We start from the raw sequence: 19,226 nt of genomic DNA, 5'->3' as shown, positions 1-19,226 counted from the left end.
AGGGATGACGCCGACCGCACCGCCCACCACCGGCGCCCGACGCCGGCGGTACGGTGCGGTCGTCATCGCGGCGCTGGTGTCCCTTCTGCTCACAGGAGCGGTCGACTCGACCCGGCACGCCGCTGCACCGGGGGAGTCGCAGGCGGTGCGGATGTGGACGTTCCTGCAGCCTGGTCCCGTCGCCGCCGACTTCGACCCGGGCAACATCGTTTCGGATGAGATCTTCTTCGACGCCGACGCGCTGGGACCCTTGACCGTGCAGGCGTTCCTGAACGCCCGCGTGCCGATATGCGAGGGCAAGGCTGTGCCGTGCCTGCGCGACTACTCGGAGGACACCGCCGCGATCGTGGGCGACGCGCAATGCGACGCGGTGCCCGCCGGGCGGCACCGTTCGGCCGCCGAGATCATCAGCACGGTCGCGGGCGCCTGCGGCGTGAATCCGGCCGTGTTGCTCGTGCTGGTGCAGAAGGAGCAGTCCCTGGTCACGGATCTGGCGCCGAGCGAGCGGCAGTTTCGCAGCGCCACCGGCTACGGCTGCCCGGACACGGCCGATTGCGACAGCGGTTCCTACGGATTCGCCGCTCAGATCTACGGAGCGGCCTGGCAGTTCCAGCGTTACCGCAGCCCCAAGAGCAGCTTCGACTGGTATCCGGTGGGCGAGACGAACGACATCCGCTACTCGCCCGATGCGGAGTGTGGCACGGCTCCGGTGACCATCGCGAACGCCGCGACGGCGGGGCTTTACTACTACACCCCATACCAGCCGAATGCAGCGGCGCTCGCACATCTGTACGGCGAGGGCGACGCGTGCTCGGCCTACGGCAACCGCAACTTCTGGCGGATCTTCAGCACCTGGTTCGGCGATCCGCGCGGTTAGGCCGCGACGACCGCCTTCGGCCGCAGGCGCTTCACCGCGACGCCGGCCAGCTCGCCCAGCTCGGCCAGGCTCGACGCTCCGTGGCGCTGGGCTGCGTGCACCACAATCGCGGCGCACGCCTCCGCATCGGCCGACGCGTCGTGGTGGCGGAACTCCTCGAAGCCCGCGGCCATTGCCACGGCGGGCAGGCGGTAGGACTCGAGTTCGTAGGTCTTGCGGGCGAGTTGGAGTGAGCAGAGGTAGTCGTATTCGGGGTGATCGAGGGCGGTTGCGGCGCAAGCGGCGCGGATGACACCCATGTCGAAGCCGGCGTTGTGCGCGACGAAGACGTCGTCGCCCGCGAAGGCGACGAGGTCGGCGAACTGGTCGGCCCAGGACGCGGCGGCGTGCACATCGTGCTTGCGGATGCCGTGGATCCGCGTGTTCCACTCGAGGAAGTCGTCGAAGCCGAGCGGGGGCCGGATCAGCCAACCGGCCCGGTCGACGACGCGGCCGTCGCGGACCTTCACGAGCCCGACGGAGCAGGCGGAGGCTCCGTGTGAGTTGGCGGTCTCGAAGTCGATAGCGGTGAAGTCGATGGGCACGCTCCAGCCTCTCACGCACCTCCGACGCCGCCCGTCGCGGCACGCGGCCACCGCCTCGGCCGCGCGCGGCTTACGCCTGGGCCGTGCACGGCCACGCCGTAGGATGGATGCCCGTGGCTCTCACTATCGCAATCGTCGGTCTCCCCAACGTCGGCAAGTCGACGCTCTTCAATGCGCTGACCAAGAACACGGTCCTCGCGGCGAACTACCCCTTCGCGACGATCGAGCCCAACGTCGGAGTCGTGAACCTGCCCGACCCCCGCCTCGAGGTGCTCGCCGGCATTTTCGGCTCCGAGCGCATCCTTCCCGCACCCGTCTCCTTCGTTGATATCGCCGGCATCGTCCGAGGCGCCTCCGAGGGCGAGGGGCTGGGCAACAAATTCCTCGCGAACATCCGTGAGGCCGATGCGATCGCGCAGGTCATCCGCGGCTTCGAGGATTCGGACGTCGTGCACGTCGACGGCCGGGTCGACGCCGCGAGCGACATGGAGACCATCAACACCGAGCTGATCCTCGCCGATTTGCAGACCCTCGAGAAGGCCGAGACGCGCTACGAGAAGGAGCTGAAGGGTCGCAAGATCGAGCCGATCGTGGTCGAGACCGCGAAGAAGGCGCGTGCGTTCCTCGACGCAGGACAGCCGCTGTCCGCCTCCTCGCTCGACCTCGAGCCGATCCGTGAGCTGGGGCTGCTGACGGCCAAGCCGTTTATCTACGTGTTCAACGTGGACGAGGCTGTGCTGACGGATGAGACGCGCAAGGCCGAGCTTTCGGCGCTCGTGGCGCCGGCGCAGGCAATCTTTTTGGACGCGAAGATCGAGTCGGAGCTGATCGACCTGGACGAGGCGGACGCCGCGGAGATGCTGGAGTCGACGGGGCAGACGGAGTCGGGCCTGAACCAGCTCGCGCGCATCGGCTTTGACACGCTTGGCCTGCAGACCTACCTCACGGCCGGACCGAAGGAGACCCGCGCGTGGACGATCGGGAAGGGCTGGACGGCTCCTCAGGCCGCGGGAGTCATCCACACGGATTTCCAGAAGGGCTTCATCAAGGCCGAGGTCATCTCGTTCGAGGACTTGGTCGAGACGGGGTCGATCGCGGAGGCGCGGGCGAAGGGGAAGGCGCGGATCGAGGGGAAGGACTACGTGATGCAGGACGGGGACGTGGTGGAATTTAGGTTTAACCTGACATCCGCGTCGAAGGGCTAGCATCATGCGCGCGGTTTTTTGGACGAGTCGGCCCGCGGCGATCGGTTCTACTTCTTCGGTGCACTCATGGTCGACGAGGGAGCGGCGAGCGCAGTCGAAGCGGGCCTGAACGGTATAGGCCAGATCCTGGCAGACAATGTTCCGGGCTTTCGAGCGGAGACAGAATTCCACGGCAACGAGATTTTTCACGGTGAGAAAGAGTGGGATGGGGTGCCGGTCGGCTGGAGAGTGAAAGCCTGCGAACTCGGTGCGAAAGTCATTCAACGCTCGGGAGCCGAGTTCGTCTTCCGAGGGATCAATCTCGTTCGCCTTCGTGCGCGGTACGCGCGTCCGTTTCCGGCGCATCTCCTGACTCTCGCGCATATTCTTGCCGAAGTTGACGCCCGCCTCGAAAGTGTCATCGGAGACAAAGCGATCGTGCTCGCTGACGACCACCACAGCGCCGCAAGCAGTCGACGAAACCTGGTCAATTTCAAGATCGGCCGTGTTCCTGGCTACACCGCTCGCCAGCTCTCGAGCTTGATCGACACGATGTATTTCGGGCCGTCTCACGCCAGCCGACTTCTGCAAGCGACGGACGTGGCAACGTACTTTTCGAACCGGGCACTGACGATCGTGGAAAAGGATCCGAGGGCGCGGGCTGCCATCGATCGCATCATAAAGCGGCTCGAAACAGCCACTTCGTCGTCCTACGTCTGGTACCCCTGAAAACACAACACCCCGCCGTAGGCGGGGTGTTGGCTAGGTGCGGCAGGCCTTACGGCATCCTGCGTGCGTCAGTACACGCGACCCCTAGGACATTCTGGCTCGGAAACAGTGAAAAAGGAGAGCGCCTGGTCTCCGTTTCGGCCGTGCCCGACGTACCGAAACGGCGCCGTCGGACCGGCCAGGGCACGTCGACGATCTCCTCAAGTTGTCCGCCCTCGATGCAAGATCGAGGCTCTCGACCCGCTGGCGAGAGCGGCGTGCTGCGCGGCTCCAATGACTCGCTCAGTCGTGCGCTACCTCCGCCGGAGTTCTGACCTGCGACGTGCCTCCTTCGACTCACCGCTGAACGTCATGGCGGTGCGGCTGCAAGCTGGGCCTGTCAGGCTGGAGTATCAGCACGGTGTCGGGACGGAGTTCCGCTGCACTGCGTGAGGTAACCCAGGACCAGGAGGCGTGGACGAGCGTGCAGGGCAGTGACAATGAGCGTCAGCGGATCCTCCGATTCTGGTGGATGCTCGAGCTGTTCAGTCCGCAGGGAGTCCCACGTCTTACGCCGCGTGCGACTCGGCCGCGTGACCGGCAGGTGATCGCCTGGAAGCCAGGCGACCGGTTGCCGTGGGAGGCACTGCCGCCTCCCGGGCGAGTGGGTGGCACTGAGCGGACGTGGCAGCACACCGTGTACCTCGGTGTCTACGACCTCGAATCAACGTACGAGAGCCTGCATCGCGTTTTCGGGAGCGACGAGAACGCGTACGACGAACGTCCGCCAGGGCGGAGCGCCGGCGCGGGGGTTCTCGTCGATGGCGAGGGCCAGCTGTTGGCTGAATCCGCAATCTTGTCCTCGGCTCTCTGGGCTGTCGGTCGAATCGAGACGTCTGGCGCTAGCGACTCCGGTTGGGCTGACGGCTTCCCCGACGCGGCGACATCCTTCCGAGAGGCGGTCGACGCGCACGAAGGAGCCCGGCAAGACGGGGAGTCGCTGACGGCACTCTCCCGTCTCGCACACGAACTGACGGGAGTCGTCGGACGTGACGATCTCGCGACGCAGGCGATCATCATCCAGTCGGTTGCCGTGCCGCTCCGACGCCCGGAGGGCGCAGGCGACATCGACTTCCTCAACAGCTTCTTCCTCGACGACCTGACGGCCGTCGGCGGCGCCCTGAAGGAGGGGCACTGCGGCGCCGCGTTGGCGAGCTATCTGACCAGCGACGATGTGCTCGACGAGAGCGCGCGGGTGGACGTGATGCGGAGCGATGAGGAGGTGAACAGCGGTGTCGCCATCGAGCGTCTTCCCCGTGGGCGCTGGCCGTCCAACCCCGAGCACAGTTTGTCTTTGCGTCAGCAGTTCGCGGTGAATCGTGCGCTCGTCGATCTCAGTCGCGGGAGCGGGCTCATGGGGGTGAACGGGCCACCGGGTACGGGGAAGACGACGATGCTCCGCGACATTCTGGCCGGCAATGTCGTCGAGCGGGCCCGACGACTGGCGGCTGTGGAGCGAGCCAAGGACGCGTTCATATCGACGCCCCTTACCTGGTCGGCGGGAGACGGGTATCCGCGGAAATTGTGGCAATTGCGTCCGGAGCTGACCGGGTACGAGATGGTTGTCGCGTCGGCGAATAACGCGGCTGTCGAGAACGTGACCACGGAGATCCCGGTTCGCAAGGAGATCGACGCCCGATGGCGCGCCGAAGCCGATTACTTCGCTGACATCGCTCGAGAGGTGCTCGCTGAGACCGATCCGCGGAAGGATCGCGAGGACGCCATTGACGCATGGGGTCTGGTCGCGGCGCGACTTGGTAATAAGCGTAATCGCGGTGCCTTTCAGTCCGCTTTCTGGTTCGACAAGAAGGACCCGAGCGACAAATCCACGGCACAGGGCGCCATTCCACGGATGCAGACGCGTCTCGCGCAGTGGCGTGACGGCGCGATTCCCCACCGGACCTGGCGAGAAGCACGGGAAGCGTTCAGGAGCGCCGAGAAGCGTGTTAATTTGCTTATCGCGCAACGCAAACGGGCGCAGGAGCGCCTCGTTCGCCTCCCGCACGCCGTCGATGCGGAGCGTCGTCGCGCGGACGCAGTTGCTCGGCTCCGTTCCGACTTGGGTGCCGCGAAGGACGACCTGCGCGTCTGTCAAACTGCCAGCGACGCGGCGTGCCAGATGTCGGAGCATGCTGCCACCGCTCGTGAACGGCATGTGGCAGAGAAGCCGGGTCTGCTGGAGATAATCTTTACCTTCGGTAGCGCACTGCGCGACTGGCGTGCAACTCTCAAGCCATTGGACAACGCTCTGAACGCAGCGAATGCCGCCCAAAACCTTGCGCAGGCACAGCTCTCACAGGGGCAGGAGCGGTGTGCAGCGCTTGGAGACGGACTTGCCTCTGCGGGGGGTGAGTGGGCGCAGGCGGCGGAGACCGTCGCGGACCTTAGGCGGGGGATCGCTGCCGACGAGAAACTGCTCGGGCCAGGGTATCCGGGGGAGGCGTGGACCGGACCTGCTCGCGAGTTGCGCGCTCCCTGGCTCGACGTGCGCCTGGACGAAGCCCGGTCTGAGTTGTTCTTTGCCGCACTGACGCTTCACCAGGATTTCTTCGCGAATACGGCGGACGAGATGTTGCACGGGTTGCGGGCGGCGCTCGAGATCGTCGTCGGTGGTGGACCGCGGGGCCTCGAACCGCACAAGCGACGCGCTGCGTGGCAGCTGTTCTTCCTCGTTGTCCCCCTCGTGTCGACGACCTTTGCCTCTCTGGGTCGGATGTTCGGTGATATCGGTCCGGAGAGCATCGGCTGGCTTCTTATCGACGAGGCTGGTCAGGCTTCTCCGCAGTACGCCGCGGGAGCGATATGGCGCGCGCGCCGAGTCGTGGCAGTCGGCGATCCTCTCCAACTCCAGCCTGTGGTGACCATTCCGAGGAAAGTGCAGCGTGACATCGCGTCCGCGTACGGCGTGAGTGACACCTGGATACCGCCGCAGGCGTCGGTGCAGACTCTCGCGGACAGGGTATCCGCCTACGGAACGCTGCTCCAGCAGGCCGACCGGAAGGTGTGGGTAAGCGCACCGCTCACCGTGCACCGCCGCTGCGACGATCCGATGTTCACCCTCTGCAATAAGATCGCCTATGGCGGCATCATGGTCAACGGGGTGAAGCGGGAGCTGAACAATCCGGAGCATCCCGACCTCTTTGACAGCGAAGCTGGTCCGCTTATCGTCTCGAGCCGCTGGGTCGATGAACCCGCTCCAACGCCGGGTACTCACCTCCAGGAGAATCAGATCGCCCGACTCGAGAGTGCACTTGCTTACCTTGCAGCGAAGGGGGTGCCCGCGTCGAAAGTGATCGCGATCTCGCCCTTCCGGGCCGTCGCCGACCGCCTCGCCGGGTTGTCGGCGAGTTATCCGAAACTCACCGCGGGCACGATCCATACGGCCCAGGGGAAAGAAGCACCGGTGGTGTTCCTTATCCTCGGAGGAGATCCGAGTTCGCCTGGTGCGAAGGCGTGGGCGGCATCCTCCGTCAATCTCGTCAATGTCGCGGCGAGCCGAGCGAGTCGTCGTTTGTTCGTGATTGGCGACCGCGACGCGTGGAAACGGCACGACTACTTCCACGATCTCGCTGCGTTCCTGTCGACGGGCGCGGCGGCCGAGGGGTGACGGAAACGCGTCGGCCTGCGTCAGCGAGGCAAGGCGCGAGCGGAGGGCAGACCCGACCCCCGACGCCGATCCCGCGGATGAGAAGGTGGGTCACATGGTTCCTGCGCATTCGCGCCGAGGGTGCGGTTGGGACGCGACCGATCAAGGGCACGCGTCCTCGCAGCGCGGATCCGAATGAGGACGGCCGGCTGCGGGAGGAACTCGCCGTCAGCAAGAAGGACAGGGCGGAGAATCTCATGATCGTCGATATCGTCAGGCACGATCTCGAGGTCGTCTGCGAGCCGGGGTCGGTCGTCGGCCCCCGCCGTTCGAAATCCAGTCCTTCCGCTCGGTCCACCAGTTGGTCTCGGGCGTCGTCGGAGTCCGTGCGAAGGGTCGGACATCTCTGGACATCGTCCGCTCCTGCTTTCCGCCCGGCTCGATGACCGGTGCGCCGAAGCGGAGGACGATGGAGATCATCGACAGGCTCGAAGGCGCCGCACGGTGGGGGTGGCCGGCGATCGGGCGACTTTCGGTGTCGGCGGCGCGATCACGGCGCTCTCCGATCCTGAGGAGGAGTTCGAGGGGACGCTGGTGAAGGCGAGCGTGCCCGCGTATGGTCTGGGCTGTTGCACGGCGCGGGGACGGCAGCCGTCGAGTGCCGGAGGAGACGAATGAGCGCGGCAGTGGTGATCGGTGGGGCAGGGACGGTCGGGACCTGGCTCCGGGAGGTGCTGCTGGACGCCGGCTGGTCGGTGGTCTCGGTCGACGTCAGCGCAGGTGACCTCAAGACGGATGGCCGCGGCTCGGACCCGCGGCTGCGCGAGGTCGTGTCCGGGGCGGATCTCGTCGCGCTCGCCCTGCCGGAGGCTGTCACGCTGGAGGTGGCCGACTCGATCGAGCCGTGGCTGCCGTCCGATGCCGTCCTCGTCTCGACGGCCTCCGTGCAGTCGCCGCTCTTCGAGTCCTCCGCTGGCCGTCGGCGCCGACCCCGGCTGGTCGGCTGCAACCCGATGTTCCGCCCGACGCTCAGCACGGTGGGGAGGAGAGTCGTGGTGGTGACCGCGGAGGACGCCGACGAGACGGCGGCTGCACCCCTCAGTGCTGCGCTGCGGGGGAGCGGTGCCCTCGTGGAACGCCTCGGCCCGGCCGATCACGACGCCGTGATGGCGTTCACTCAGGTCCTCCCGCACGCGGCGCTCCTCGCGGTGGCGTCGGTGCTTGCCTCCTCCCCGGTCGACCCAGCCCTCGTCTGGCGGCTCGCGCCCCCTCCGGCGCGGACGATGCTCGCGGGAGCCGCCCGCATCCTCGACGCGAATCCGCACGTGTACGCCGATATTCAGCAGGCGGACGGAGCCGAGGACATCCGTGCTCGGCTTGCCGCGGAAGTGCGGGCGCTGGGGACGGACACGGCCGACAATCTGGCTGAGAGGCTGGCGGAGGTGCGCGCCGGTCTCTCGGAGATCATCGAACCTGCGGCGACGGTCGCGGCCGATCTCTACGGGCTCAGCGGCTCAGTCCAGGCGTCGAACGGGATGCAGTGAGGGCAAGGCGTCGCAGACGCGCCGATCCGGGCTGGCGGGCGCATCTAGGCTCGATCCATGACTCGTCTCGACGGTGCCGTCGTCCTCGTTCTCGGTGCCTCCGGCGGGCTCGGGAGTCTCATCGCCGACGGCCTGGACGCGCGGGGCGCGACCGCCGTGCGCTCGGGGCGTCGTCCGTCCAGCCTCGGGGAGGCTCCGCTCGTCGCCGACCTGCGCGGTGAGGACGCCGGGCGTCGTCTCGTCGCCGAGGTGATGAAGCGCCACGGGCGCCTGGACGGAGTCGTTGCCGCCTCGGGCGTCGTCGCGTTCGGTCCCTCGGCCGAGCTCGATCCCGCGGTGCTGGAGGAGTTGGTCGAGGTGAATGCGCTGGCGCCGATTCGGGTGCTGACGGCGGCCCTTGCCGCCCTGACGGACTCAGCGAGAAAGGGCCGACAGCCGTTCGCGCTCACGATCAGCGGAGTCGTGGCCGAGGCTCCGACCGCCGGGCTCGCCGCCTATTCAGCCTCGAAGGCCGCGCTACACGCCTTCGTGCGGGCCTCGGCGCGCGAGTACCGGCGCGCGGGCGTCCTGCTGCTCGATGCGCGCCCCGGCCACACCGAGACGGAGCTCTCCCGGCACCCGCTTGCGGGCGAGGCACCGCGCTTCGGCGCTGGTCTGGCTCCGCAGGCTGTCGTTGACCGGCTCCTCGCCGCGATCGAGGGCGGGGAGACCGATCTGGCTCCCGCAGCGTTTAGCGAGTGACGGCGCTCGCCATCGGGGCTGAGGCGCGGAACCGTCCGCTGCGATCACGGCGCCCGACGTCGATGGCGACTACGCGACGGCCACCGGCCGTTCACCTGCGCGTCGCACGGCCGGACTAGCGTCGCCGCATGCCCGCCACCTGCGACGACACTCTCCGCCCTGACGTGGGGCAGCTTCGTCTGCTCACGCAGGACGATGCCGGGGTCTCCGCGCACGGCGAGCACGTCACCGCGAGCTGACCGGGGGGATCAGGACATGGGCGAACACACGGGGGAACAGGGGATTGGTGCCGATCTGCCCGGCATCTACCTGCGCTGGCTGTCGCTGGAGGAGCACAGTCTCGATGCGGAGCGATTGCTGCCGATCCTCAGCACCGAAGAGCGTGAGCGCTACGCGAGCACGGAGGCGGCGCCGATGGCCGAGCGCTTCGTGGTCGGCCGGGTGTTGCTGCGGATGCTCGCCGCGGAGCTGACCGGCAGTCGTCCCTCGGCGGTGCGGGTCGTCGCCTGCTGCGCGTACTGCGGAGGGTCGCACGGCCGTCCCCGCCTGGAGGGCCCCGATAGCGCGCTGGCGCTGCTGTCGGTGAGCATCGCGCACTGTGCTGGGGCCGTGGTGGTCGCCGTGAGCAGCGCGGGTGCCGTCGGTGTGGACGTCGAGCCGGCTGCCGGGCCGAGGGGGCGAGGCGAGAGGCGCGCGAGTGGCCCGTTCGCCACCGGGGGAGTGCGCCGCGCCGATCCGGTCCTGCACGGGACGCGGATCGGAGCAGCGCTGAAGGCGAATGGACGCGGACTGGACCTGGATCCGCAGCGTGTCCACGTGCACGAGTCGCGCTTCGCGGCCGAGGCACGGATCGACGGCGTGCGCTTCCGTCTCGCGGAGCCGACCCTTGATCCGGCACTCCGGGTAAGTGTCGCGCTCGGGCCGATCGCCGGCACGGGTACGGGGCCGATCATCGGCTGGCGCCGCGAGCACGGCGACTCCCTCACCGACTCGCTGGCATCGGCGGGCCGGCGATAGCCGAGCCCCTCAGCGATGAGGGCACTCAGCGGTGAGGCACTGAGCGATGAGGGCACTGAGCGGTCAGTGCGCCATCGGCAGTGGCGCGTCGGAGTCCACGGGACGTCGCACGAGGAACGCGGCGACGATCGCGAGTGTGGCGATCGAGGCTCCCCAGAGGAAAGCGGAGTGGATGCCGCCGGCCGACGCGGTCACCTGGTCGGCACCACCCTGCGCAAGCGCCGCCGACTGGATCGACAGGACGGTGACGAACAGAGCTGTGCCCGCCGCGCCTCCGAGCTGCTGAACCGTGCCGATGATCGCGCTGCCGTGGGAGTAGAGCGCGGGGCGCACCGAGCCGAGGCCGGCGGTGAATAGCGGAGTGAAGACGAAGGCGAGCCCGAGGCTCAGGACCACGTGCAGCGAGAGCACGAACCAGGGCGACGAGTCGGCGGCGAGCAGGGTGTACCCCCAGAGCGCGCCGGCGACGACGATCGATCCGGGCACGAGAAGCACCCTTGGTCCGAAGCGGTCATAGCCGCGGCCGACGAACGGCGCGAGCAGGCCCATGAGCAGCCCGCCCGGGAGCAGCAGCAGGCCGGTCTGGAGTGGAGTGAGACCGAGCACGTTCTGGGTGTAGAGCGGCAGGAGGATGAGGGTGCCGAACAGCGCCGACATGCTGACGGCCATCATGACGATGACGATCGTGAAGTTGGCGGAGGAGAACGTCCGCAGATCGAGCAGGGCGCGGTCGATCCGCTGCAACACGAGCTGGCGGCCGATGAAGCTCGCGAGGCCGAGGCCCGCGACGACGAAGGGCACCCACGGCGCGACCACGGCCTCGCCGCCCTCGCCGAGGCTGCTCAGGCCGTAGACCAGGCCGCCGAAACCGAAGACGGAGAGAACCACCGAGAGGGAATCGATCGGGATCGAGCGCGGCTCGGTCACGTTCTCGACCTTGCGCAGCCCGAGCAGTAGTGCACCGATCGCGATCGGCAGCACGATCCAGAACATCCAGCGCCAGCTGAGGAAGTTCAGGATGACGCCCGAGATGGTCGGGCCGACCGCGGGCGCGACCGAGATGACAATGGAGATATTGCCCATCATCCGGCCGCGGATCGCCGGCGGCACCAGCGTCATCACGGTCGTCATCAGGAGCGGCATCATGATGGCCGTGCCGCTGGCCTGCACCACCCGCGCGGCAAGGAGGACGGCGAACGTCGGCGCTAAAGCGGCGGAGAGCGTACCGAGGCTGAACAGGGTCATCGCGGCGGCGAACAGAGTCCGGGTATGCAGCCGCTGGATCAGGTATCCCGTGATCGGGATGACGACCGCCATCGTCAGCATGAACGCGGTCGAGAGCCACTGGCCGACGTGCGCCTCGACGCCGAAGTCGCGCATGAGGTCGGGCAGCGCCACGCTCAGGATCGTCTCGTTGAGGATGACGACGAACGCCGAGACCAGCAGCAGGCTGATGACGAGGCGGCTGCGCGGCTCCAGGGTGGTGGCAGCGGGAGCGGCGGGCCGCGTGCCGGGAAGGGTGCTGCGATCGGTCACAGGGGGACTCCGGTCGTAAGGGGGATCGGGGTGGCACAGGACGCATCGTCTGCTCCGCGCGAGCAGACGATGCCGACACGGGCACAGGTGCGGGGTTCGGACGGGAGAACGATCGCAGGCACCTCCGACATTCCCGATCGTCGGGAATCCGCGGCGAGTCGGTTCAGAAGCGCGCGAGGACCTCGGCGAATGCGGCTGCCGCAGCCTCTGCCTCCGCAAGTGCCGCGTCCTCGCCGAAGCTGAACCGCACGGCGGTCTGCGCGAGTTCCGGAGTGAGTCCCAGGGCCAGGAGTGTCGGCGACGGCTCGGCGCGCCCGGCGGCGCACGCCGAGCCACTGGAGACCAGCACTCCGCGCTCCTCCAGCTCGAGCAGAGTCGACTCGCCGCTGCGCCCGGGCACCGCGTACGCGGCGATCGAAGGGAGGCGGTGCTCTGCCGAGCCGAGCGGCACCGCCCGCGGCGCCAGGCTGGCGACGCGCTCGGCGAAGGCGTCGCGAACGGCGCGGACCCGAATGGCGCGATCGGGATCGAGCAGGCGCACCGCCGCGCCGAGCGCGACCGCGAACGCGACGTTCTCGGTGCCCGAGCGCCGCTGGCGCTCCTGTCCGCCGCCGTGCAGCAGCGGCTCGAACGGCAGGCGGCTGCGCAGCAGCAGCGCCCCCACTCCCTTGGGCGCGCCGAGCTTGTGCCCCGAGATCGAGACCGCGTCGGCGCCCCAGCCCGCCACATCGAGCCAGCCGGCGGCCTGCACCGCATCGACGTGCAGCGGTACGCCGCGCTCCCGGCACAGGGCGGCGATCGCGGGGACGTCCTGCACTGTCCCGATCTCGTTGCTCGCGGCGAGCACCGAGATCAGCGTCGTGTCCGGGCGGATCAGCGCGGCGAGCGCGTCGAGGTCGAGCCGGCCGGAGCCGTCGACGGGCGCCACCGAGACTTCGAAGCCGTGCAGCCGCCGCAGGTGGTCGGCCGACTCGGCCGTCGCCTCGTGCTCCAGCGCCGAGAGGACCAGGTGCCGACCGCGGGGCGCCCCGAGCGCGAGGCCCTTCACCGCGGTGTTGATCGACTCCGTGCCGCCCGAGGTGAAGAGGGTCTCGGAAGCGCGCCCGCCGAGGAACCGGGCGACGAGCCCTCGGGCCTCCTCGAGCGCGCGAGCCGCCGCTGCACCTGTCGCGTGGCTACTCGACGGATTGCCGTATTCGCTGGTGAGGAACGGCCACATCGCCTCCAGCACCTCGCGGCGCACCGGTGACGTCGCGGCGTGGTCGAGGTAGATCACTCGACGCCGATGTCGAGGCCGAGATCGAGCGAGCGGACGCTGTGCGTGAGCGCGCCGATCGAGATCACGTCGACGCCCGCCTCGGCGATCGCGCGCACCGTCGAGAGGTCGACGCCTCCGCTCGCCTCGACCACCGCCCGCCCCCCGATCAGCGCGACGCCCTGGTGCAGCAACTCCGGCGTGAAGTTGTCGAGCATGATCGTGTCCGCGCCGCCGGCCAGCGCGGGCTCGATCTGGTCGAGCCGGTCGACCTCGACCTCGAGGTGCGCCGTGTGCGGGATCGAGGCGCGCGCCGCCCGCAGCGCTGCGGTCAGGTCGATTCCGCGGGCCGCGAGCACCGCGAGGTGGTTGTCCTTGGCGAGCACCGCGTCCGAGAGCGAAAAGCGGTGGTTGTGCCCACCTCCGCTGCGCACGGCGTGCCGCTCGAGCGCACGCAGGCCGGGGGTGGTCTTGCGGGTGTCGACGATCCTGGCGCGGGTGCCCTCGACGGCGGCGACGTAGCGGGCGGTCACGGTGGCGATGCCGCTCATCCGCTGCACCAGGTTGAGCGCGACCCGCTCACCGCGCAGCACGGCGCGGGCCGGGCCCTCGATGCTCGCCAGCGTCGCTCCGGCCTCGAAGACGGCGCCGTCCTCGACCTGCACGGTGCACCGGATGCGGGAGTCAGCGTGCCGCATCGTGCCGACGAGGACGGCACCGCCGCTGAACACGCCGGGCTCTCGGGCGACGAGCGAGGCCCGCGCCGTCGCGTCCTCGGGGATCAGGGTGTCCGAGGTGAGGTCGCCCCAGGGCGCGTCCTCCTCGAGGGCGAGGGTGACGACGCGGTCGATGCTCTGGCGGGTCAGCACGGGAGGGCTGCCTTTCTCCTGGGCCCGGTGACGGACCGGTGGTCGGGGGAGTCGGTGCGGTGGTGCGCTCCGACCGAGCGGGTGCGGGCGAGGGCGGCGTCGATCAGTGCGAGCGCACAGGTGCGCAGGTTCGCGTCTTCCAGCGTCCGCAGTTCCAGCGGAGCGGGGAGGGCGCAGGCGCGCAGAGCCTCGCGCGCGGCTGTCAGCCCCGCCGCGTCGCGCGAGAGGCCGGCGCCCGACCACATCGCCTCCTGGAGAGCTGCGCGATCGAGGGCCATCGGAGCGAGAGCGATGGGCGGCGTGTCGGGCCCGGAGCCGCGCGGGAGGGAGTCGAGGGCCGAGGCCGCACGGCGGGCGAAGACAACCCCCTCGAGGAGGCTGTTGCTGGCCAGGCGGTTCGCTCCGTGCACGCCGGTGCGGGCGACCTCACCGACGGCGAGGAGCCCGGGCAGGCTCGTGCGCCCGTCGAGGTCGGTCGCGATCCCGCCCATCCAGTAGTGCGCGGCGGGAGTGACGGGCAGCAGGTCGTCGGCCAGCGAGAGCCCGTTCGCCCGGCACGCGGCCGAGATGGTGGGGAAGCGCTGTGCCAGCACCGACGGGTCGATGGCTCGCGCGTCGAGGTGCACGGGGAGTCCGCCCTGGCGGCGCATCCGCTCGGCGATCGCCCGCGCCACCACGTCGCGCGGCGCGAGCTCGGCGTCGGGGTGCACCCCGAGCAGGAAGCGCTCGCCCGCGGCGTCGCGCAGCACGGCGCCCTCGCCGCGCACCGCCTCCGAGACCAGGAACCCGCCTGGCAACGCCAGCGTCGTCGGGTGGAACTGGTAGAACTCCAGGTCGGCTGTCGCGGCGCCCGCGCGCAGGGCCGCGGCGAGACCATCGCCCGTGACCACCGCGGGATTGGTGGTGTGGCGGTACAGCTGTCCCGCCCCTCCGGTCGCGAGCACGACCGCGTTGGCGCCCAGGCGCTTGACAGCGCCGTCGTGCAGGACGTCGACGCCGGTGACAGCCCCTCCCTCCTGCACCAGATCGACCAGCGCGGTGTGCTCGCGCAGCTCGACTCGGGCGCCGCGCACGGCCGCGACGAGGGCCGCCTCGATCGCGGCGCCGGTCGCGTCCCCGCCTGCGTGCAAGATCCGCGGCCGGGAGTGCGCCCCCTCCAGCCCGCGCGCGAGGTCGCCGCGCTCCCGGTCGAAGGCGACCCCCCACTCCTGCAGCGCCGCGACCGCCGCCGGACCCTCGGCGCAGAGCACCTCGACGGCCTCGCGTACGCCCAGCCCCGCGCCGGCGGCGAGCGTGTCCTCGACGTGCAGCGCCACCGAGTCACTCGCTCCGCTGGCCGCCGCGATCCCGCCCTGCGCTGCCCGAGTGGATGACTCCGCGAGCGCGCCCTTCGTGACCAGCATCACCTCGTGCCGGTGCGAGGCCACCAGCGCAGTGACCAAGCCCGCGATCCCGCTGCCGACGACAATGACGCGCGCCACGTCAGACCATCGCCGCACGAACGGGCGGAACGGCCGCGAGCATCCGCTCGAGCGCCACGCGCGCCTCGGCCCGCACCGACTCCTCGACGGTGATGCGGTTGAGCACGGTGCCCGCGACCAGGCCCTCGAGGACCCAGGCGAGGTAGCCCGGGTGGATGCGGTACATCGTCGAGCACGGGCAGACCACGTCCTCGAGGCAAAAGATCGTGTGCTGCGGGTACTGCGCGGCGAGGCGCTGCACCAGGTTGATCTCGGTGCCGATCGCGAAGGTCGACCCGGCGGGTGCCGCCTCGATCGCCTTCACGATGAAGTCGGTCGACCCGTATTCGTCGGCCGCGTCCACGACCGCCATTGGGCACTCCGGGTGCACGATCACGCGCACGGCCGGGTGCTCGCTGCGCGCTTGTGCAATCTGCGCGACGGTGAAGCGCTTGTGCACCGAGCAGAAGCCGTGCCAGAGGATCACCTGCGCGTCGATCAGCGTCGCCGTGTCGGAGCCGCCCTGCGGCTTGCGCGGATTCCACAGCGGCATGCGCTCCAGCGGCACGCCCATCGCCTTCGCCGTGTTACGGCCGAGGTGCTGATCAGGGAAAAACAGCACCCGCTGGCCGCGCGCGAACACGTCCGCGAGCACGGTCGCCGCGTTCGAGGAGGTGCAGACCACACCGCCGTGGCGACCACAGAACGCCTTGAGCGCGGCGGACGAGTTCATGTAGGTGACCGGGACCAGCGGGACACGGCCGTCGGCGTCCGGCTCGGTGCCGTACAGCTCCGTCAGCTCGGCCCACGCGTCCTCCACCGAGTCGATGTCGGCCATGTCGGCCATCGAGCAGCCCGCCGCGAGGTTCGGCAGAATCACGGCCTGCTCAGGCCTCGAGAGGATGTCCGCCGTCTCCGCCATGAAGTGCACGCCGCAGAATATGATCGCCTCGGCCTCCGGAGTGCCGGTCGCCGCCTTGGCGAGCTGGAACGAGTCGCCCACGTAGTCGGCGTACTGCACGACCTCGTCACGCTGGTAGAAGTGCCCGAGCACCACGACCCGCTCGCCGAGCGTCCGCTTCGCCGCCAGGATGCGGTGGTGCAGCTCGTTGGCGCTCGCCGTCGTGTACTCCTCGGGCAAGCGGCCCTGCACAGGAGCGTCCACGGGGATCGGGTCGGCCTGGGAGGCGCCGGGGCCGTAGGCGGGCAGGCCGAGATCGAACGACCAGGGAGCCTCCGCGAGCTCGGGCGCACAGGTGGCGCCCGGTGCGGATCCGCTCTCGATGAGCCGGATGGTGCTGTCGACGGATGTCACGGTGTCTCCTCGTTCGGCGGTGGGGGTTCGGAAGGCAGTGGGGCGTGGGGAGAGAGCGCTCAGACGGGGAGCGGGCCGTTGTCAACGAGCGCCACGGACTCGTCGTAGCGGTACAGCCGGGGCGGGCGGTGACGGGTGCCCGTCAGCCGCTCCCCGGTCGGCACGACGGTCTGGGAGGCCTCGATCATCCGGCGGAAGTTGGCCGGGTCCAGCGGTTTCTGGAGGACGGCCTCGTGCACCTCGCGCAGCTGAGCGAGCGTGAAGGAGTCACCGAGGAACGCCTGCGCGATGCGTGAGTACTCCATCTTGTTGCGCAGGCGCCAGAGGGCGTAGTCGACGATGACGCTGTGGTCGAAGGCGAGTCGGAGCGGCAGGTCGGTACACAGCCAGGTCACGTTCTCGCCGACGGTCGCCTCGTCGGCCTCAGCGCCGCGCACGAGGGCCCAGTAGACGATCGAGACCACGCGCTGCTCGCCAGGAGAACGGTCGGTGCCCCCGACGGCGTAGAGCTGTTCGAGGTAGCGCGGGGCGAGTCCGGTGGTCTCTCGGAGGGTGCGGCGAGCGGATTCGGCGAGGTCCTCGTCGGGATGCAGCGGGCCGCCGGGCAGTGCCCAGAGGCCTTCGAAGGGCTCGCGGATGCGGCGGACGACCGGGATCCAGACGGTGCTGGCGCCCGTCTCGGAGTGCGGGCGGAGCGCGAAGATCACCGTCGACACAGCGAGTTGAACGTGCGACATCCGGCCTCCCTACTAAGAGTCCGGTTGACCCTAAGCCCAGGAGCTACCTTAGTGTCATCGACACCCGAACGCCAGAGGTGAGTGTCCTGGAACGATCGGCACGGGCCGCTCTCTGCCGATCCGCCGCGGCGCAGACTCGACTCGTCACGAAGGACTGCCTTCCTCATACTCAGCAGCCATGTGCCACGAGTGTCCGTGGTCCGCCTCATCGGAGGGATGCAACAGCCCGTCGTGTGCGGCGGGGGCGTCCCGACCTCCCGCCCCCGCACGCCGTCCGCCCGCTAGGCTGACCGGACAACCGAATACCGGGCCGCAATAAGCGACGCGGGAGAGCCGACTCCGGTCGGCACCGAAGGAGCAAGCCTCCCCGCCAATCTCTCAGGTCTGTGTACCGCGTCGAACTGGCCACTCTGGAAAGCGATCCGCTCGGATCCGCCCACGGTGAAAGCGCACGTCCCCGTGGCGGCGCGAATCTCTCAGGCTCCACGACAGAGGGGGAGTTCCCACGGCACTGCTGTGCTCTGCCGCGGTGAGCGGCGCGAGAACAGCACTGCGACGAATTGGAGAACTCATGTCTGAGACCGCGACGACCCCGTCGACCAGCCCAGAGGCCCGCTACTCGCCCCTGCACGAGGTGCATGTCGCCGCCGGCGCGGCCTTCACCGACTTCGCGGGCTGGCAGATGCCGGTCCGCTACTCCGGTGACCTCGTCGAGCACCACGCCGTGCGCACTGCCGCCGGCCTCTTCGACCTCTCGCACATGGCCGAGATCCTCCTGGTCGGCCCCGAAGCGGTCGACGCCCTCGACTACTCCCTCGCGAGCGACCTGTCGGCCGTGGCCGTCGGGCGCGCCAAGTACACCCTCCTGCTTGAGCGCACGGGCGGAGTCATCGACGACCTCGTCGTCTACCGCACGGGCGAGGACCGCTTCATGGTGGTGGCGAATGCCGCCAACCGGAACATCGTTGTCGAGACTCTGCGCGACCGTACCGCGATGTTCGAGTGCGAGCTGTTCGACGAGAGCGATGACATTGCGCTGATCGCCCTCCAGGGTCCCCGGTCGCTCGAGATCCTGCAGAACGTCCGGGGCCTCGCAGTGGAGCACGGTGAGGAGCCGGTGCTCGACACCGACGCGGCGGCGCGTCTGCTCGCCGAGTTGCGCTACTACCGCGCCGTGCCCGCGACCTTCGAGGCGCATCCGCTCCTGATCGCCCGCACCGGTTACACCGGCGAGGACGGCTTCGAGATCTACGTCGCCCCCGAGACGGCACCCGCCCTCTGGCAGGCGCTCGCCGAGACCGGCGCCGGAGCGGGCCTCGTCCCCGCCGGGCTCGCCGCGCGCGACACGCTGCGCCTCGAGGCGGGCATGCCGCTCTACGGTCACGAGCTCTCCCGCGACGTGTTTCCCGCGCAGGCGGGCCTTGGCCGCGTGGTCGCCCTCGGGAAGCCGATCGATTTCGTCGGCCGCGCGGCGAGCGAGGAGGGACCCGCGGGCGAGGCACCGGTGCTGGTCGGCCTCGTCGGCGAGGGGCGCCGCGCCGCCCGCGCCCACTACCGCGTCCTCTCCGGCGACGACGAGGTCGGAGTGGTCACCAGCGGCGTCCTCTCACCGACCCTCGGCGTACCGATCGCGATGGCCTACGTCGCGCCCGCCTTTGCCCAGCCGGGCACGGCACTCACCGTCGATGTCCGCGGTAGCCGCCTTGCGATGGCCGTCACCGAGCTCCCCTTCTACTCGAGAAAGAAGAACTGA

The 19,226-nt window shown here is 69.4% G+C and carries 15 protein-coding genes, 1 pseudogene and 2 riboswitches; of the genes and pseudogenes, 9 read left to right on the top strand and 7 right to left on the bottom strand.

The window, feature by feature from the left end:
• Nucleotides 1-4: 4 nt before the first annotated feature.
• Nucleotides 5-877, top strand: a complete 873-nt coding sequence (locus HRF29_RS04110; protein ID WP_173244984.1) for a hemagglutinin — start codon at nucleotides 5-7, stop codon at nucleotides 875-877.
• On the opposite strand, the gene HRF29_RS04105 is transcribed toward HRF29_RS04110, so the two are convergent.
• The gene (locus HRF29_RS04105; RefSeq protein WP_173244980.1) at nucleotides 874-1,461 is read right to left on the bottom strand and encodes an exonuclease domain-containing protein; all 588 of its coding nucleotides are present in this window, start codon (nucleotides 1,459-1,461) and stop codon (nucleotides 874-876) included. The two genes, HRF29_RS04110 and HRF29_RS04105, sit on opposite strands and share 4 nt — an antisense overlap.
• A gap of 113 nt (nucleotides 1,462-1,574) precedes the next feature.
• Here HRF29_RS04105 and ychF point away from each other — a divergent pair, with 113 nt between their 5' ends.
• The 7 genes and pseudogenes from ychF (at nucleotide 1,575) to HRF29_RS04070 (ending at nucleotide 10,301) form a co-directional block, all read left to right on the top strand.
• Nucleotides 1,575-2,666, top strand: a complete 1,092-nt coding sequence (gene ychF, locus HRF29_RS04100; protein ID WP_173244978.1) for a redox-regulated ATPase YchF — start codon at nucleotides 1,575-1,577, stop codon at nucleotides 2,664-2,666.
• Between the two features lie 18 nt (nucleotides 2,667-2,684).
• Complete coding sequence (locus tag HRF29_RS04095) at nucleotides 2,685-3,374, top strand: DUF3800 domain-containing protein (protein WP_173244975.1); 690 nt, start codon at nucleotides 2,685-2,687, stop codon at nucleotides 3,372-3,374.
• 400 nt (nucleotides 3,375-3,774) lie between these two features.
• The gene (locus HRF29_RS04090; RefSeq protein WP_343043640.1) at nucleotides 3,775-7,020 is read left to right on the top strand and encodes a DEAD/DEAH box helicase; all 3,246 of its coding nucleotides are present in this window, start codon (nucleotides 3,775-3,777) and stop codon (nucleotides 7,018-7,020) included.
• Nucleotides 7,021-7,097: 77 nt separating this feature from the next.
• Nucleotides 7,098-7,597: pseudogene (locus HRF29_RS15455) on the top strand (chorismate-binding protein).
• A gap of 76 nt (nucleotides 7,598-7,673) precedes the next feature.
• Nucleotides 7,674-8,543 (top strand): prephenate dehydrogenase dimerization domain-containing protein, encoded by an 870-nt coding sequence (locus tag HRF29_RS04080; protein WP_173244972.1) that lies wholly within the window; start codon nucleotides 7,674-7,676, stop codon nucleotides 8,541-8,543.
• Nucleotides 8,544-8,600: 57 nt separating this feature from the next.
• On the top strand, nucleotides 8,601-9,284 hold the full coding sequence (locus tag HRF29_RS04075) for an SDR family NAD(P)-dependent oxidoreductase (RefSeq protein WP_173244969.1): 684 nt from the start codon (nucleotides 8,601-8,603) through the stop codon (nucleotides 9,282-9,284).
• 255 nt (nucleotides 9,285-9,539) lie between these two features.
• On the top strand, nucleotides 9,540-10,301 hold the full coding sequence (locus HRF29_RS04070; RefSeq protein ID WP_173244966.1) for a 4'-phosphopantetheinyl transferase family protein: 762 nt from the start codon (nucleotides 9,540-9,542) through the stop codon (nucleotides 10,299-10,301).
• A 63-nt stretch (nucleotides 10,302-10,364) separates the two neighbouring features.
• Here the strand turns inward: HRF29_RS04070 and HRF29_RS04065 are convergent, their stop codons facing one another.
• The 6 genes from HRF29_RS04065 to HRF29_RS04040 form a co-directional block, all read right to left on the bottom strand.
• The gene (locus HRF29_RS04065; protein ID WP_173244963.1) at nucleotides 10,365-11,837 is read right to left on the bottom strand and encodes a DHA2 family efflux MFS transporter permease subunit; all 1,473 of its coding nucleotides are present in this window, start codon (nucleotides 11,835-11,837) and stop codon (nucleotides 10,365-10,367) included.
• Nucleotides 11,838-12,000: 163 nt separating this feature from the next.
• The gene (locus HRF29_RS04060) at nucleotides 12,001-13,113 is read right to left on the bottom strand and encodes an aminotransferase class V-fold PLP-dependent enzyme (RefSeq protein ID WP_173244960.1); all 1,113 of its coding nucleotides are present in this window, start codon (nucleotides 13,111-13,113) and stop codon (nucleotides 12,001-12,003) included.
• Nucleotides 13,110-13,961, bottom strand: coding sequence for a carboxylating nicotinate-nucleotide diphosphorylase (nadC, locus tag HRF29_RS04055; RefSeq protein WP_173244957.1), 852 nt, complete (start codon nucleotides 13,959-13,961; stop codon nucleotides 13,110-13,112). The genes HRF29_RS04060 and nadC overlap by 4 nt, the downstream gene beginning before the upstream one ends.
• Nucleotides 13,955-15,442, bottom strand: a complete 1,488-nt coding sequence (gene nadB / locus HRF29_RS04050) for an L-aspartate oxidase (protein ID WP_173244954.1) — start codon at nucleotides 15,440-15,442, stop codon at nucleotides 13,955-13,957. The genes nadC and nadB overlap by 7 nt, the downstream gene beginning before the upstream one ends.
• A gap of 1 nt (nucleotide 15,443) precedes the next feature.
• A complete protein-coding gene (gene nadA / locus HRF29_RS04045; protein WP_173244951.1) occupies nucleotides 15,444-16,736 on the bottom strand; it encodes a quinolinate synthase NadA in 1,293 nt (430 codons plus the stop codon).
• 59 nt (nucleotides 16,737-16,795) lie between these two features.
• The gene (locus HRF29_RS04040) at nucleotides 16,796-17,473 is read right to left on the bottom strand and encodes an NUDIX hydrolase (protein WP_173244948.1); all 678 of its coding nucleotides are present in this window, start codon (nucleotides 17,471-17,473) and stop codon (nucleotides 16,796-16,798) included.
• Between the two features lie 315 nt (nucleotides 17,474-17,788).
• Nucleotides 17,789-17,877, top strand: a riboswitch (glycine riboswitch).
• 1 nt (nucleotide 17,878) lies between these two features.
• Nucleotides 17,879-17,972: riboswitch (glycine riboswitch) on the top strand.
• 72 nt (nucleotides 17,973-18,044) lie between these two features.
• On the opposite strand from HRF29_RS04040, the gene gcvT reads away from it, so the two are divergent.
• Nucleotides 18,045-19,226 (top strand): glycine cleavage system aminomethyltransferase GcvT, encoded by a 1,182-nt coding sequence (gene gcvT / locus HRF29_RS04035; RefSeq protein ID WP_173244945.1) that lies wholly within the window; start codon nucleotides 18,045-18,047, stop codon nucleotides 19,224-19,226.

Source organism: Rathayibacter agropyri (genome assembly GCF_013249015.1).
Classification (GTDB): Bacteria; Actinomycetota; Actinomycetes; order Actinomycetales; family Microbacteriaceae; genus Rathayibacter; species Rathayibacter agropyri.
The sequence above is the reverse complement of the archived record's forward strand: the minus strand, read 5'-3'. Positions and strand labels throughout refer to the sequence as shown.